Origin of the sequence: Sphingobium olei (genome assembly GCF_042678845.1) — a bacterium.
GTDB classification, from domain to species: Bacteria; Pseudomonadota; Alphaproteobacteria; order Sphingomonadales; family Sphingomonadaceae; genus Sphingobium; species Sphingobium olei.
This window is the reverse complement of sequence record NZ_JBHTLS010000009.1, coordinates 196,993-211,260: the sequence shown is the minus strand read 5'-3', so window position 1 is coordinate 211,260 and position 14,268 is coordinate 196,993. Positions and strand designations below refer to the sequence as shown.

General features: G+C 62.0%; 16 protein-coding genes and 1 pseudogene. 8 read left to right on the top strand and 9 right to left on the bottom strand.

Annotated elements, in window-relative coordinates:
- Positions 1-117: 117 nt before the first annotated feature.
- The 4 genes and pseudogenes from ACFQ24_RS02965 to ACFQ24_RS22675 form a co-directional block, all read right to left on the bottom strand.
- Positions 118-2,406 carry a strawberry notch-like NTP hydrolase domain-containing protein gene (locus ACFQ24_RS02965; RefSeq protein WP_380909030.1) on the bottom strand — a complete coding sequence of 763 codons (2,289 nt, stop codon included), beginning with the start codon at positions 2,404-2,406 and terminating at the stop codon, positions 118-120.
- A 134-nt stretch (positions 2,407-2,540) separates the two neighbouring features.
- Positions 2,541-4,574, bottom strand: coding sequence for a ParB/RepB/Spo0J family partition protein (locus ACFQ24_RS02960; protein WP_380909028.1), 2,034 nt, complete (start codon positions 4,572-4,574; stop codon positions 2,541-2,543).
- 33 nt (positions 4,575-4,607) lie between these two features.
- Entirely contained in the window at positions 4,608-4,940 is a 333-nt protein-coding gene (locus ACFQ24_RS02955) for a toprim domain-containing protein (protein ID WP_380909026.1), read from the bottom strand.
- Between the two features lie 6 nt (positions 4,941-4,946).
- Positions 4,947-5,420: pseudogene (locus tag ACFQ24_RS22675) on the bottom strand (DUF7146 domain-containing protein); the annotation flags it as partial.
- A gap of 544 nt (positions 5,421-5,964) precedes the next feature.
- On the opposite strand from ACFQ24_RS22675, the gene ACFQ24_RS02950 reads away from it, so the two are divergent.
- From ACFQ24_RS02950 to ACFQ24_RS02915, 8 genes are all read left to right on the top strand, one after another.
- Positions 5,965-6,453, top strand: a complete 489-nt coding sequence (locus ACFQ24_RS02950) for a hypothetical protein (protein ID WP_380909024.1) — start codon at positions 5,965-5,967, stop codon at positions 6,451-6,453.
- 62 nt (positions 6,454-6,515) lie between these two features.
- Positions 6,516-6,860: a hypothetical protein gene (locus ACFQ24_RS02945; RefSeq protein ID WP_380909022.1), complete on the top strand. Its 345-nt coding sequence runs from the start codon at positions 6,516-6,518 to the stop codon at positions 6,858-6,860.
- A 78-nt stretch (positions 6,861-6,938) separates the two neighbouring features.
- A complete protein-coding gene (locus tag ACFQ24_RS02940) occupies positions 6,939-7,355 on the top strand; it encodes a hypothetical protein (protein ID WP_380909020.1) in 417 nt (138 codons plus the stop codon).
- 32 nt (positions 7,356-7,387) lie between these two features.
- The gene (locus ACFQ24_RS02935; protein ID WP_380909018.1) at positions 7,388-7,927 is read left to right on the top strand and encodes a JAB domain-containing protein; all 540 of its coding nucleotides are present in this window, start codon (positions 7,388-7,390) and stop codon (positions 7,925-7,927) included.
- 152 nt (positions 7,928-8,079) lie between these two features.
- The gene (locus ACFQ24_RS02930) at positions 8,080-8,511 is read left to right on the top strand and encodes a hypothetical protein (protein ID WP_380909016.1); all 432 of its coding nucleotides are present in this window, start codon (positions 8,080-8,082) and stop codon (positions 8,509-8,511) included.
- Between the two features lie 356 nt (positions 8,512-8,867).
- Entirely contained in the window at positions 8,868-9,335 is a 468-nt protein-coding gene (locus ACFQ24_RS02925; protein ID WP_380909014.1) for an SRPBCC domain-containing protein, read from the top strand.
- A 78-nt stretch (positions 9,336-9,413) separates the two neighbouring features.
- Positions 9,414-9,953: a thermonuclease family protein gene (locus ACFQ24_RS02920; RefSeq protein WP_380909052.1), complete on the top strand. Its 540-nt coding sequence runs from the start codon at positions 9,414-9,416 to the stop codon at positions 9,951-9,953.
- Positions 9,954-9,984: 31 nt separating this feature from the next.
- Positions 9,985-10,611 (top strand): hypothetical protein, encoded by a 627-nt coding sequence (locus tag ACFQ24_RS02915; protein WP_380909012.1) that lies wholly within the window; start codon positions 9,985-9,987, stop codon positions 10,609-10,611.
- A 120-nt stretch (positions 10,612-10,731) separates the two neighbouring features.
- Here ACFQ24_RS02915 and ACFQ24_RS02910 read toward each other — a convergent pair whose 3' ends face one another.
- The 5 genes from ACFQ24_RS02910 to ACFQ24_RS02890 form a co-directional block, all read right to left on the bottom strand.
- Positions 10,732-11,889: an extracellular catalytic domain type 1 short-chain-length polyhydroxyalkanoate depolymerase gene (locus ACFQ24_RS02910; RefSeq protein WP_380909010.1), complete on the bottom strand. Its 1,158-nt coding sequence runs from the start codon at positions 11,887-11,889 to the stop codon at positions 10,732-10,734.
- 151 nt (positions 11,890-12,040) lie between these two features.
- Positions 12,041-12,427 carry a hypothetical protein gene (locus ACFQ24_RS02905; RefSeq protein ID WP_380909008.1) on the bottom strand — a complete coding sequence of 129 codons (387 nt, stop codon included), beginning with the start codon at positions 12,425-12,427 and terminating at the stop codon, positions 12,041-12,043.
- A gap of 53 nt (positions 12,428-12,480) precedes the next feature.
- Positions 12,481-13,017 carry a hypothetical protein gene (locus ACFQ24_RS02900; RefSeq protein ID WP_380909006.1) on the bottom strand — a complete coding sequence of 179 codons (537 nt, stop codon included), beginning with the start codon at positions 13,015-13,017 and terminating at the stop codon, positions 12,481-12,483.
- Between the two features lie 160 nt (positions 13,018-13,177).
- On the bottom strand, positions 13,178-13,765 hold the full coding sequence (locus tag ACFQ24_RS02895; RefSeq protein ID WP_380909004.1) for an alpha-ketoglutarate-dependent dioxygenase AlkB: 588 nt from the start codon (positions 13,763-13,765) through the stop codon (positions 13,178-13,180).
- A 13-nt stretch (positions 13,766-13,778) separates the two neighbouring features.
- On the bottom strand, positions 13,779-14,204 hold the full coding sequence (locus ACFQ24_RS02890) for an SOS response-associated peptidase family protein (RefSeq protein ID WP_380909002.1): 426 nt from the start codon (positions 14,202-14,204) through the stop codon (positions 13,779-13,781).
- Positions 14,205-14,268: the final 64 nt, after the last annotated feature.

The following is a 14,268-nucleotide window of genomic DNA, read 5'->3' as shown; positions in this document are numbered from 1 at the left end:
CCCGGCGGCGAGCAACGTGCCACCTTCGTGGAAGCGAGATGCCAATCTGATGGGATGGCTCGACACCCTATAGAATAATGTGAAGGACGTGGCGAAATGTTCCGCAGCTTTGCAGGACTACGCCGCGCTCCTCCGCATTACCGCTTCCTCGCGATAAGCGATCTTATGCGCAGCTCGCCATAACAGCGTCCAGCCATCGGCATAGGCATTATAGATCGCGATCTGATCCTGGCTGAGCGGATGCTCGAGCGGCTCATATTCGACGCCCTGAAAGGTAAGCGCCCGCGCCGTGTAGAGGCCGAGCGCCTTCAGATCGCGGGCGACGATTTCCATGGCGGCAATGCCGCCCTTGTCGATCCCGCCCATGAATTCGGCCCGGTCCGCAAAGGAGGTTCCAGGCCCCCACAGCCCGAGGCGGATCGCATAGCAGAGATTGGCGGGATCGGTTGCGCCCGTCGCCGAGACATAGAGTATCCGGGCGCGTGGACGCAGATTTTGCAATCGGACGCCGGCCAGCCCCTGTTCGGAACCCTTCTGCTTCCCGAACTGGTTCTCGGTCCCGGCGGCATTGGCCATTTCATGGGCCTCATCGAAGCAGATGACCCCTTCGAAATCGGATTCCAGCCAGGCAAGGATCTGCGCAAGGCGCGAGGCTTCGTCATGCCGTTGCGAGCGCAGGGTCGCATAGGTCAGGAACAGGATGCCGCTGGTCATGCTGATCGGTTTGCCGACAGGAAAGGCGTCGAGCGGCTGAATATCGAGAGGCGATCCACCGAGCGCCGCCCAGTCTCTTCTGGCATCCTCGATCAGCGCGGCGCTCTTGGAAATCCAGACGGCCTTGCGTCGATCGCGGCTCCATTGATCCATGATGCAGGCCGCCACCTGCTGACCTTTTCCAACGCCGGTGCCGTCGCCGATGAAGAAGCCCATGCGATAGGCTTCGCCATTTCCGTCAGGTGACAATAGCGTGCCGGCTTCATTGGGAGCGTAGAGACCGGGCAGGTCCCGCTCGAAGGCCTGGCCGGCATAAATGACGGTTTCGAGTTGCGCGTCCGACATGGCGGCGACGGCGCAGCGTGGTAGCATCGGCACATAGGTCGGCTTGGGCGGCAGGATTGAGGACATGGCGATCGACTCGACCAGTTGATCGGGATGCGCCTTGGCCCCAGCGATTTCCATGCGCGAAAGGCGCCAGGGTATGTAGATGCCGATCTGCTCGGCGGCGGGCAGCGGCGTGCCGCGAACCGCGTAGGCAAGCGGTTCGATGGTCCCATCAATGGCCACGATCGGCCTGGGCTTGGGGAGTGGTGCGATGGTACCTTGCTTGTCCGAGAACAGCGATCGGATGACCGGGCGCGCGTTGGTTGTCGAATTTCCAGCCAATGGACGGCGAACTGCCGGTTGGTCCGGTTCGGGCGGCACCCCTCCGCCAAGCCGAGGTGGCAGTGAAAGGATATGCGGCAGTAGCGCGTCGACGCCATTCACCGTCACCCGGAGCGGCGTCCCTTCCCATCCCTTGTCATAGACCAGCAGGCGGACCGAGATGCTGGTGCCATGTTTCGCGAATGGGCGCCCCTGTATCGTGATCTCGACGCGGGGCGACACCAGGGCTGCGACCGCTTCATAGCCGCTAGCCGCGCTACCATCATGCGCGAAGGCCGGCGACATGATCGCGATGCAGCGTCCGCCCGGCATCAGGCGGGCAAGAGCCGAGCGGAGATGACGCGCGCCGGCATGGCGATCCTTGCCCCTCGCCTCGCTCCGGCTGAAGGGCGGGTTGATGAGGACAAGGCTCGGGCGCAGCCCCGCGTCGAGCAGATTATCGATATGTTCAGCATCGTGCCGGGTGACCGCCGCGCTGAATGCCTGGGCGAGCAGACCTGCTCGAAGCGGGTCACGCTCATTCAGCACCAGGCGCGCGCCGGCAGCTTTTGCAAAGCCCGCCAGCATGCCGGTGCCAGCAGATGGTTCGAGGAGCAGATCGTCCCGCGTGATGGCCGCGGCCAGCGAAGCCAGAAAGGCAAGCGGTGCAGGCGTCGAAAATTGCTGCATGTCGATCTGGCGCTCGGACCGATAGCTTTGCGTCGGCAATCGCTCCGAGAGCGCAGCGATCCTCAGGAGCGCGCGATCAGGCTGGGCGTCGTCATCGCTGTCGGCATCTCTCTGAAGAAATGCCGTGACCTGCGCCAACTCGAGAGCGTCATAGGCGTCGCGAAGCGACCAGGCGCCCGAGCTGTCATCGGTCCCGAAATGGGCCGTCATCAGCCGTGAGAGCCGTTGGCGGCTGATAGGCTGACCGGTGCGAATGAGGTCGGAAAGCGACCGGGCGACGGCGGCGATCGTCCAGATTTTCTGGTCGAGCGGGTCTGCGCCGGCTTCAAGAGCAGCGAGAAGCGAACGGGTCATCGGGAACTCCTGTCGGTGAGGAAACTGCCGCTGCACGGCAGCACAGCTCGCACCCCCTTCCCTTCCGGCGGAGGGCGTCGGGAAAGCAAAAAGGGCCGGCGCCACTAAAAGCGCAGCGCCGGCTGGCACGGAACTCAGGCAGCTTCCGGAAGGCCCTCGCCCGAAGCTTCAGAACCGGGGGCGCCGGCGGCCTCTGCCGCGAGCTCGCCACCGCCCTGGTCGCTGCTCTCGCATTCGGAACTCAAAGCCGGGCCAAAGCGCATCTCGTCCGGCAGCCAATTGAGCGCCCGGTCCTTGACCTCCGCCTCGACGATCAATTGCCCGGCGAAGAGCTTCTCGGCCGATGCCGCAAGGTCGTGCTTCTTGGATGCGGCGTAGCGATTGGAAAGCTCCAGGCCGCCGACCTCGCCGAAATGGGCCAGTATTCTGCCCTTGCTCACCCGGTCGAAATAGCGGCGCGCCGTCGGGCGCCACCAGACATGCTCCTCGATTTCGAGCTTGCGTCCCAGATGATCGATGAGATCAGCGCCGGCGCCGCCGACCGGGACCGCGTGGAGGGTGCGGGCGATCGCCCAGCCGAGCCATGCGGCCCGCGCGCCTTCATCGAGGCCGCAGAAAGCGTCGTAGCGTTCGACAAGGTTACCGGCTTCGGTCCAGCTGCGATCAAGGGCGGCTTCGAGATCCGTCCAGCCCTCGGCGGCCGGGGTGTCGCTCTCAAATCCCGGCACGCGCGAATAGGGCGCAGTCGCGCGCAGTTCGCTCGGATGTCCGTAGCTGCGCCCGAGGGCCGTATCGACCATGAAGAAGGTGCCGAGGTCGAGGGCGAAGTGCGGATCGCTCGCCACATGGAGACGGAGGATTTCGGTCTTCATGATCGCAAGTTCCTCAGCCAGTTTCTGGCTGATCGGCGCGAGCGATGGACCGTCCTCGATCAGTTCCTGCTCGACTTCCTCGGCCGAATTGTCATCGGCTTCAGACTCGGCTGCCGCCTCTTCGACCTCCGGTTCGGGCTCGGGAACGATGAAAAGCCGTTCGTGGAGCTTGGGCTGGCCGTCGCTGCCGATCACGAGATAGGCGAGCGCCTTCTCCTTCTGCTCGGCGGAGATGAAGGGAGGCTTTTCGTTGAGCGCACTATGTTCCGCTTCGAGGGCCTCGATCCGGCTGATCTCCTCATCCGAATAGCCATCCTCGTCGGCCTGCTCGGCAATGGCTTCCAGTTCGACCTCGATCGCGCGCTGACGCTCCTCTTCCTCAGCGGTCAGTTCAGCAGGTTCGCCCTCCAATTCATCGAGCGCCATGGTCTCCATATAGGGGATGCGGGTTTCGCAGATGATGCGGACCTCGCCAAAGCCATCCTGAGCGCGAACCGCAGCAGCTGCCGCTTCCATCTGCTCGGTCGCGAGCCGATCGATGATGTCGCTGTCGATCCAGTTCTCATTGGCGGCATCGGAGAAGAGATCGCTATCGATGCGACCACCTGCCGCGATGTAGGCATCGCGCCCGACCAGTCGGGCTTTGGGATCGCTGCCGCGATAGAAGCCGGAGATCAGGCGTCGGCGGATTTCGCTCAGATTTGTCGAATAATAGCCGCTACCCATCTCCTCGAACACAGCCGCCTGCCGCACCGTATCGGAGATGCTGGCATAGGCCTTGGCGACATCGAGCGTGATTTCGCCCGCCGCAAGCGCGTCGAAAATGGTGTCGGCAAGGCCGGCAAGTCGCAGGCGCCCAAGAACGAAACGTTCGGTGAGACCAAAATGCTTGGCGACGTCGGCAGGGGTTTTCTTCTCGCCGTCGATGATCGCCTGGAACGCCCGGCATTCCTCGGCAGGCGACATGTTGAGGCGGATGAAATTCTCGATCAGGCTGACCTCGGTCGCGTCATTCTTGTCGGCGAGCACCATCACGGCGACGGGATAGTCAGGCCCCAGGACGCCATCTTCGATGAGCGCGTTGATTTGGGTGAGCCGTCGGCCGCCGGCAGTGATGCGATATTCGCCCCTCTTGCGGGCAACCGGGACGCCGATCAGGTTCTGAATGATGCCCTTGGCAGCGATGCTGGCCTTGAGTTCCGCATCCGCATCGGGGTCGGTGCGCTTGCGCACATTGGTGGGTGCGATCGAGAGCTTGGATGCCGGAACGAAGATAATGGGCGGTGTCTTGTTCATGGAGTGTCTCCAACAGGCGGAGCGCCCCGACCATCAGGCCGCTAACCGCGCCCGCTCCACCACCACCTCCCCTCCTGCCCGGTGCAGTTCGTTCCAGTCATTGAAGGGAGCAGGCGGCCATATGGTGAGGACCTGTCGCTCGGGCCGCATGTAGCGCGTGATCGCCTTGGCAACAGCGCGGCGGCCGGTCCGGTCATTGTCCGCGAGCAGAACGAGCCGCTTGACGCTCTGCGGAATAGCGACCCTGTCGAACCGTTCGGCGCCCAGCGTTGCCCAGACAGGAATGCCAAGAAGGGTGCTGGCTGACGCCGCGTTCTCGATCCCTTCGGCGAGACCTAGCACGTTTTGCGCCGGCTGAATTTGCACTGCCCCTGCTCCTGGCGAGCCCAAGGTCCGCTTGAACTTTGCAAGCAGCGCCGGGCGGCCATTGGGCTGAAGAAATATCCGCTGGATCGCGACAATCTCATCGGCCTCGACGACAGCGGCGAGAATGGCGGGAAGGAAGCTGACATTATTGCCCCCGCCGAGCGGCGTCGAGCCATGAAAGCGCAGGGCGTGCGTTGCCTGATATATGCGTCTGCCTGCGAGATACCGTGCAGCGGGCGTGCCCTCGATGGGGCCTGCCTCACGCCAGAGTCTGAGAGCCGCGGTCGATCGTTGCTGACTATGTGCTGCTGCGCGGTGCCCGCTATCTGGCCTTCCGGATATATCGATGCGGTCACGCCGCAAGGCGCGTAGAATTTCAGCGATCGTGCAGCCGCCGAAGCATTTGAACAGCAGGGCCGAGTCACCGACTCTCACCGAGAGACTCGGACTCCGGTCCTCATGGGCAGGACAACGGCACATGCCTCCACCGTGTTTCCAGGTTCCGCCAAGCCTGTGGACGAGTGCCTCGCCTCGCCGATCAAGCGCAGTCATTGATTGACCGACGCCTGGTCACACGCGCCTCCATGCATGATTTTGCAGGCAATATTTCGCTGAATGATGAGGGAAATATGGTGGATGAATGAAAGGTTTGAAGCGAGCATGGAATTGCTCCTGTCAGCAGGATTGGTGTTCGAGCCCACAGGGCTCCCCCTCCCAGCCCCACTCCTCTTTCCGCCTGTGGCGCCTGCCGCCATGAACCGCGCTCGGCTCCGTTGGCATCAGTGATCAACGCAGCCGACACGGCTCCAAAACGCTGGCTCGTCGGTTGCTTTTAGGTTTCATTTTCATGACAATGTCACACAGGTAACGGACTGGCTTCCCGCCGGCGATCTAGGTGCAATCGGGCCGCCAGCATGCAAGAGGTCGCGCTCAAGCCATGCAAGAGAAACAATCTCCCCCCGACATCGCCGCCTATAGAGGGCGACTCGAAACTTTGAGCGGGAGGCCGCGGGATTGTCTCGAGTTGCTCGCCGAGCGCTACCCTCCAAAGAAGATCGCCGGGATTCTGAAGATCGGCACGGACCAGGTCTACAAGCATATCGCGAAGGCGCGCGAGCATCTAGGTGGGATCGAGCGCAGCGAGGCAGTCCGCCTCTTTGTGGCCTTCCAGGCCGAAGCGAAAGAAGATTTACCCCCCACCCAATTATTAGCCCCCCAATTTTTGGGTCTGTCCCCGGACCATATTTCCCAGCCATCTGAACCCGCCAACCATGCAGCGGATGCATTGGCCAAACCCGGCGGACCGTTCAACGAAGAGCAGGATATCTTCATCCTCTCGCAGGTGGTCCCGACCCTGATGGCCTATGCGCCGCTCAGATCGAGCGGGAGAAAAGAAAATGACCTGACGACGCGCTTCACCATGGCCACGGTTGCCGTTTTGACGGCTGCCGCCCTTGTAGCGGCAGGATCGGCCGCCTCTCTGCTATCGGCGCTCAACGGGATGCCCCGATAAGCTGACCTATCCCCATCACACCCAATTTGACCCGCTCCGAGCAGGAACGGGAAGGAGACCCCATGCGCGTAAAACGCAAAGACATCGCACAATCAGTCGCAGACCGGCTCTTTGCCGCAGAGACTGCTCTCGACCTCGCTGCTGCCCGCATTGCGGAACTGAATGCCGCTCTGCCCCTGGCTCGGCTCGACGCGCGGCTCTCCGCCACCATCGGGCAGGATGCGGTGACCAGTTCGGCTGCCGCCATGGTGCTCGTCGCCCGCACACGCGAAGAGATCGTTGCAACCCATGCGAACCTCAAGCGGGCCAGCGACGACATGGGACTGCGGGAAGTCAGCTACGGCGATCTTTTCAAAGCCGGAGTGACGCAGCAGCGCACGCCTGAGCCACATCTTCGCGCAGTCTGATCTGCGCTATTACAATATGTTGACGGACCGGAGCTGTTCCTGTTCATCCTTGGGATGATGCGACAAAGTGCTTTCCTGGTGCTGCTGATCCTCAGTTCGCTTTATGCGGGCTTGCGTGGCGGCCGACCCGAGCAAATCGGGGCGGCCTCCCTGCTGGGGGGCGCCCTCCTCTCTACACTTGTCGTCAGTCCCTTTGGAGGCCGCTTCCGGCTTGTCGAAACAGGCATGTTGCTGATCGACATTGCAATTCTGGGCAGTTTCCTATGGCTCTCGATAAGAAGCACGCGCTTTTGGCCGCTGTGGATCGCAGCAATGCTGGGGGCAGAAGTGATCGTCCACCTTATGCGGGCGTTGATGCCGCGCATCATCCCACAGGCGTATATCGATGGCCTGGCGATCTGGAGCTGGATCATTCAGTTGATGCTTGTCGCGGGAACCTGGCGGCATCAAAGGAGACTGGCGCGTCAGGGTGTCGACGCATCCTGGAAGAGCTGATCGCGCTCACCTGCCCTGCTCGGGCGGAAGAATTGTCGATGCAAATGGTCAAGCGCTTTGGATCATTGGGTGAAGCGCTCGCGGCGCAGCCGCTGGATCGTCTGGCGGTGATGGGCGCCTCGAGCCACATCGAGCGCAGCTTTGTCTGCCTTCAAATGGCGATCGACCATATTCTGCGTGGACGCATCGCTGACAAATGCGTGTTGTCCAATGAAGAGGCGGTCATCGAATATCTCCGTGCGACCATGGCCTTTGCCCCCGTCGAGCAAATGCGGGTCCTCTTTTTGAACGCGGCCAATCATTTGCTGGTCGATGAGGTTATGGCGTCCGGAACGGTTTCAAGCGTTCACATCTATCCTCGAGAGGTGCTGAAACGTTGTCTCGACGTGGGAGCAACCGCCATCCTCCTCGTCCACAATCATCCCTCTGGGAGGCCGGCGCCATCGAAGGCTGACAAGACGATGACCACGCAGATTGCGGAAGCAGCACGCTGGTTCGGCATCGCCGTGCATGATCATCTCATCGTCGCACGCGAAGGCTGGGTCAGCTTTCGCAGAGCCGGCTATCTGTAACTGCACGCGCACGGCGCGCGGTAATGCCATGGCCTTCCCTCTGGGAAAGCGAGGCCGCCAATCTGCCGCTGCCCGTCTTGCAGGCTCAGTCCGCGAATTTTCTCGATCAAATGTAAGGGAGTTGGGGAATGACACATATTCCATGCGCCGACATGCGCATCGACATCTGCAAGAGGCTGGTCGCGATGCGGAAGATCGTGGGTGTCTCGCTCGGATATAGCCTATGCCCTAACCCGGTCTGGGACATGCTGTTGGACCTTTACCTGGCTGACCACGACCATCGGGACGTCTTCATGCTCTCGCTCTGCGGGGCCGCCAACATTCCATCCTCCACGGCGCAGCGGAAGATCGTGGAGATGGAGAAAGCCGGGTGGCTGAGAAGAGAGAGCCCGGATACAGACCGGCGGTGCATCGAGGTGAAGTTGACCTCCGATGGCACGCGGCTCGTCAACAGTCTGCTCGATGGCATGATAGATATTTTGCGAAGTGGCGATCCTCCTGTTCCGCTGCAGGCCTATCCGATTGCCGATCCGGCGCTGCACGGAGGATCTGACGCGTTCGCTTCGCCCCAGCGGCCAAGCTGAGCTGGATAGCGACGGACGCCCTTGCCACGGTGAGCCCCTCGCTGGCGCCGCCGAGAAGAATTGCCGGCAGTCGCCGGCGCATTGAGCGCCGCAAGGTTGATGTGCAGTGCTTGAACAAGCCGTACGCGTTCCCATATCCTCTTCACGTTCAACAACGGAAAGGAGGTGGTCAGATGTCTCATTGTCCTACGCCACGCGCGTCAGAGAGTCTGGGCATGGCCTCCGCGGGGGTCAGGCTCTAAGCCTGCCGCACAAGGCACAGACAGTGGATAGGCCGCCGGTAAAATGGCGGCCTATCGTTTATCGGCCCTCCAGACATTGCGGATCGCAGGGCTCGGCCCCTACAGGTCGCCACAATGTCCGAATCGCATAACCATCGAGTCACGCGCACCATCCTGGCGTCACCACGCGCCATTTATCGCGCTTTCCTTGACGCGGAATCCGTATCGTCCTGGCGCCCGCCAAGCGGTATGACCGCTCGCGTCGAGCGCTTCGACCCGTGGATCGGCGGCGGCTATCGCATGGCTTTCATCTATCCCGAGGGCAGCCCGGAAGGCGGCAAGAGCGGATCGGGCGAAGACATGTTCGAGGGCAGTTTCGTCGATCTCATCCCTGACCAGAAGATCGTAGAGGCCGTGAGCTTTGAAAGCGACGATCCGGACTTTGCCGGAACGATGACGCTCACCACCACGATCGAGCGCGAAAAGGGAAACAGCAGCAAGGTGACTTTCCTTGCCGAGAATGTGCCTGCGGGCATCTCCGAAGCCGATCACCGGGAAGGGATGTCGTCCAGCCTGCGCAATCTCGCTAATCTCCTGGAATGATCATTGCCATGACCTGCTCGGATAGATCTGGTCGCTGACGCTTTGACCCTGACCTCCCCGTTTGCATGTAAAGCCTTGATGCCCGATGATAGGCGAATGGGGGATGTCCACAAATTCAGGAAACTGAAAAATGCTCGGCGCAATTCGCGTGGGTCTCGGCTGACACACTGGCGCGGACCAACACGCAGGCGATGGACGCGCGTCCAAAGCGTCGTCGTCATCATCGGCCTGCTGTTTGGGGCATCCCTGGGGCTGAAGTTGATCGGCGGAACGGGTTTCGCTTCGGAAGATGCAAGCTTCCAATGTGGTAGCATCCGCGTAATCGACGGGGATACGTTCGATTGCGGGTCCATACATATTCGTCTTTCGGGGATCGATGCGCCAGAGCTGCCTGGACATTGTCGCCAGGGACGACAATGCACGCAGGGCGATCCCTATGCGGCCATGCAAAATCTCCAGAATCTCGTCGCGGCGGGATCGGTGCAGTGCCACAAGACCGATACCGACAGATATGGCCGGACGGTCGCCAGATGCACGTCAAACGGTGTCGACCTGTCCTGTGGCCAACTGAGCGCCGGACAGGCGGTGCGCCGCTACGGCTATATCCTCTGCTTGTGATAGCCGGAGCCAAGGAGGCATAGGGCCAAGCATGCTTCGACCATTCACCTTGCTTACCCTGTCCGCCACGGGATTGGCGACTGGGTTAATCACCAGCCCCGACGTCGCCCCGGCGCGCCAAACCGAAATTGCGCAATCCGTGGCCGAGGTCAGCGCGTTGCGGGACGAGATCGGCAAAGCCGCATCCGCGACCGCCGTGCTGGACCGCTGGTGTGTTTCCCATCATATGGCGCCAGAAGGCGCGGTCATCGCCGAGAAAATCGCGAACAAGCCGGTGCCGGCGACCGCGCAATTGCGCCGCACGTTACAGCTCAAAGCGTCGGACCGCGTTCAACTGCGGCATGTCCGCTTGCGCTGTAGCGGGCATATCCTCTCCGTTGCACGGCTCTGGTATGTCCCTTCCCGTTTGCCCGCTTCCATGGAGGTAAGCCTTCAGCAGACCGGCACACCGTTCGGCAAGGTGGTCGCGCCCATGCATCTCGATCGGAAATCGGCAGGATCGTCGTCAGCGTGGTTGCCCAAGGGAGAAAGGCGAACAGCCAAAATCCCGCCGCTAATCCTGTTCTCCCAGCGCGCGCTCATGAGCCGGGCAGACGGTCTGCCGATCGCCTATGTTGTCGAGGACTATCAGCGCGGATTGCTCGGCTTCGCGCCCTGATAGACGCTCAAGCCACTCGGTCCGGAATAGAGAAACCGCCGGCGCGGCGGGCGAAAACCTCGGCCGGCGATCCGCTGTCTGCTCCCGAGCCGCAGGCCCGCCAGCGGTCGGCAAGACGCTTCATCGCATGATGCCGGCCCGTCGGAGGGCCTGTTCGATGATCGCGCCCACATTCACGCGACCCGACGCCTGGCGAGATTGGCTAGCGTCGTTTCGCAATGGGAATGGGATAGGATCTGGGCCGCGCGCTATGGGGTCGATCTCTAAGCCAGCATCAACTTCCACCGGCATAGCCGTCCCTTCTTCGGCCAGCCTCCAAAATGCTGCAATATGCCGGGTCGATGAGATACCGGCATCGAGCATGTAGGGGCTGGCGACGCCGCAAGCCCGGGGACCGGAGACTGCAAGCGGCGTCCCGTGCCCCATACCGATCACTTCATAAGCCTCAACCGCGACGCGGCCGTCGGGATCGCGCCAGAGGCGCTGGCGGGACCCGTCCACAATCCGCGTTTCAACGTCTGAGGCGTCGCTGCCGTGGACAGCCTGCCATTGGGCGATGATCCTGTCCGCGTTCGAGGCGTGGACCGTTTGGTCCGCGTCACCCTGCCAGACAGAGATGGTCGGCCACGGCCCTGCATGGTCAGAGGCGGATCGGATGAGAGTCCCCAACGACTTGTCATCGGGATAGCCCTCGCCGCGCATGCGCGCAAAGGCTTCCGGCACGGACGCCGCGGCGCCGTAAGGCAAGCCGGCGATGATCGCGCCGCCGGCGAACAATTCAGGATAGGTCGCCAGCATGATCGACGTCATCGCGCCGCCAGCCGAAAGGCCGGTCACATAGATGCGGGCCTCGTCGATCGGATGCGCCGCGACCATAGCGGCGATCATCTGCCGGATCGATAGCGGCTCGCCTGCGTCACGCGCGGAGTCGCCGGGCGCAAACCAGTTGAAGCAGCGATTGGGATTGTTGGCGCGTCGCTGCTCCGGGAACAGCAATGCAAAGCCCAGCTCATCCGCCAGCTGCGACCAGCCAGAGCCGTGGTCATAGGCATCGGCATTTTGTGTGCATCCATGCAGAACCACGACCAGTGGCGCGTGCCGGTCCTGGTCCGAAGCGCCCAGATCCGTCGGGATATAATATCTGGCCCGCAGCGCTCCTGGATTGGAACCGAAATCCTCCATGTCGCTGAGCTGGCCCCGATCGGACGGTGGCGGCGACTGGAGCGATAATGCCCTGAACTTTCCGAGTTGCGCGATTGTCGAGTGCAGTTTCGTCATAACTGTCCCTCCATGAGCAGGGGCCCATTCGGCGATGAAACGCTGCAACTGCGAAATATGTTGCTGCATCGCACAATAAATCTGAAGAGTTTCGGAGGAGCGTTGCCAAGATCGTGGCACATATGGCGCAAAATTGCGCCCGTAGAGGCCTTTACGGCGATATTGCCTTCATCCGTCGCCCGCGCTGCGCCGCGCGACGATCCGCTTTCCCCGATAGTCCCTGGTCGAGTTCTGGCTTGTTCCATCGTGCCGCCGGCCCCAGCGTCATCAGGTCTTCGCCGCGAGTCAGGAAGGTGAAGACCTTGTTCGTCACCTCGATCATCAGGGCTTTCATCTCCTCGTCGGAAATACGCGAGAGATTATTCCAGGGAATTTCGCCATAGGGGGTGACGACCTTCACATCGCTATAATCGCCGGTCGCGTTGCTGGGCGTGACGCCGGCATGAAGATCCTCCAACCCGGTGTTGCGCACGCACTGCTCCACCAGCGCGAGGGTGAAGAGGGCCTTCTCGTCCTCGGTCAACATGTCATCAGCCACGCCCGCCTCCACGCCTGCCTGGTCACTGCAATCCTGCTGGCGCCCTCAGGCCCTCAGGTCTGCTTACGCCATTGGCCCAGCGCATCCTCATATTTCGCGCGGACTTTGTCGACCGCCGTCTGAAATTTGCCGGCTTGCTCCCTCTCTTCTTTCCGGACCTGCGCAATCTGGGCCCCGATGCGGGCGCGCTCTTCCTCCAATTCCTCAATGCGTGCTTTGACCGACCGCTGGTGCGCGGCCTGCTTCTGCTCCGCCAAATCCAGCGCCTTCCGACTGGGTCGCGGCCGGGGCTTCGAGGGCGGCGACTCAACCTTCGCTCTGCCCTGCACTTTTCGCGGCGCGGTTTTCGCTTGCTTCTCAGCGGAGGCCAGATGCTCCTCCGCGGTCCCGCGAGCGCGTTTGATGACAGTGCCCGGCTTCTCGGCCGCCTGCGTCAGCAGCGCGGGATCCTCAACTCGTTCGGCAATGCCCCGCGCGAACAGATCGGCGTCGGCTCCCCAGGCCTTCAGCGCCGCCTTCTGACTGGGCGCGGCGACATAGGCATCGTGAAAGCCGATCGGCGTGCGGAATAGCTTCAGTCTGGGCGCCATATAGCCAGCCCTCTACGACATGAAGACGGCCCGTCAGTCGGGGGATCTGACGGGCCGCCGATATCACCGAACCGCGTGAGCGGGGGGCAATGCTGCGCGGATCGATGAAGGGGTAACGGGCAAAGGGAGGCTCGGTTCCTAATGTTACGGCTGCGTCCCGCTACGAGGCCAATTTCCTCAGGCTCCTGAACGTGATCGACCAACGCAGCGCCTCCATGGGCGCGATGCTGTGCTCCCAGCCGTGCCTGGCCTCACCACTCATATGATAGATGGAGCGCGGCGCGAGCGGCGCATTGGCTCGGCTGAAGCCTGTCTCCGTGCGGCGCCGGAAGCGCATGGTAGCCGGTTCGCCCAGCGAAATGCCGATCACATGTTCGAACGCCGGCCTGTCACGATGCCACCCAATGCCTGCGGCTGGGTCATAGCAGATCAGCAGCATCTGCTCGATATCGGCTGGTGCCAGCCCCGCGAACCGCGCCGCTCGGGCCTTGATCGGGGTCGCCCACTGCGGAATAGGCTCGGCGGGCGCGAAAATACCGGTCTGGAAATCATAGCTCCAGCCGTAACTCTTGGTTAGCCGTTTGCCGGTCCATTGTTGAAAGAGGAAAGGCGTCAGGCCCGCGTTACCGATTGCAGCGATGAGCGCCTGCTCCTCCGACCGCGTGATGAAATCCTCCTGTTGATGGAGCCCCGGCAGCACCGGCACGCCTTGCTGCGGCGGCACATCGTAAGGAAGCAACATGGTCATTGGTTCTGGCCCATCAAAGGGCGAAACTCGTTTGAACGGGCTTGGTCAGGATTTCCTCGATTGTGAAGATGTCGCCGGGCGGCGTCACAAGCAGCTCCTCCTCCAGAACCATGAAATCCAGCCATTGCATGACCTGCCGCCGCTCGATGATCGCGCCGTGCCGACTCTGATAGCGGATGACATCGGGGTTCGCATCGACGGTGAGGATGCGATAGCTAACCGGCCAGTCGCCCATGGGCGGCTCCCAGATGGCGCCCAGATAGAAGAAATCGCCGTCTTCGCGAAAGGCGCGGAATTTCTTCTCGCCGTTGCGGATGTGGAATTCCGAGGCGGGGACAAGGCAGCGATTGTTGGGAAAACTTTTCCCTTCCGACCGGATGAACTCATAGGAAACGCCATCGGAAAAGCGCGGGTTGGAACCCCAGGCCGCTTCAATCATCTCAATTTCTCGGGCATCGTCCGGGTTGCGTCGGATGATGGCACGGCGACTTCCGAGAGCGTCG

Bases quoted from the DNA above. Each gene is read 5' to 3' on its own strand.
- ACFQ24_RS02965 (WP_380909030.1), bottom strand. From the start codon at position 2,406: ATGACCCGTTCGCTTCTCGCTGCTCTTGAAGCCGGCGCAGACCCGCTC.
- ACFQ24_RS02960 (WP_380909028.1), bottom strand. From the start codon at position 4,574: ATGAACAAGACACCGCCCATTATCTTCGTTCCGGCATCCAAGCTCTCG.
- ACFQ24_RS02945 (WP_380909022.1), top strand. From the start codon at position 6,516: ATGCGCGTAAAACGCAAAGACATCGCACAATCAGTCGCAGACCGGCTC.
- ACFQ24_RS02930 (WP_380909016.1), top strand. From the start codon at position 8,080: ATGCGCATCGACATCTGCAAGAGGCTGGTCGCGATGCGGAAGATCGTG.
- ACFQ24_RS02925 (WP_380909014.1), top strand. From the start codon at position 8,868: ATGTCCGAATCGCATAACCATCGAGTCACGCGCACCATCCTGGCGTCA.
- ACFQ24_RS02920 (WP_380909052.1), top strand. From the start codon at position 9,414: ATGCCCGATGATAGGCGAATGGGGGATGTCCACAAATTCAGGAAACTG.
- ACFQ24_RS02915 (WP_380909012.1), top strand. From the start codon at position 9,985: ATGCTTCGACCATTCACCTTGCTTACCCTGTCCGCCACGGGATTGGCG.
- ACFQ24_RS02910 (WP_380909010.1), bottom strand. From the start codon at position 11,889: ATGACGAAACTGCACTCGACAATCGCGCAACTCGGAAAGTTCAGGGCA.
- ACFQ24_RS02900 (WP_380909006.1), bottom strand. From the start codon at position 13,017: ATGGCGCCCAGACTGAAGCTATTCCGCACGCCGATCGGCTTTCACGAT.
- ACFQ24_RS02895 (WP_380909004.1), bottom strand. From the start codon at position 13,765: ATGACCATGTTGCTTCCTTACGATGTGCCGCCGCAGCAAGGCGTGCCG.
- ACFQ24_RS02890 (WP_380909002.1), bottom strand. From the start codon at position 14,204: ATGATTGAAGCGGCCTGGGGTTCCAACCCGCGCTTTTCCGATGGCGTT.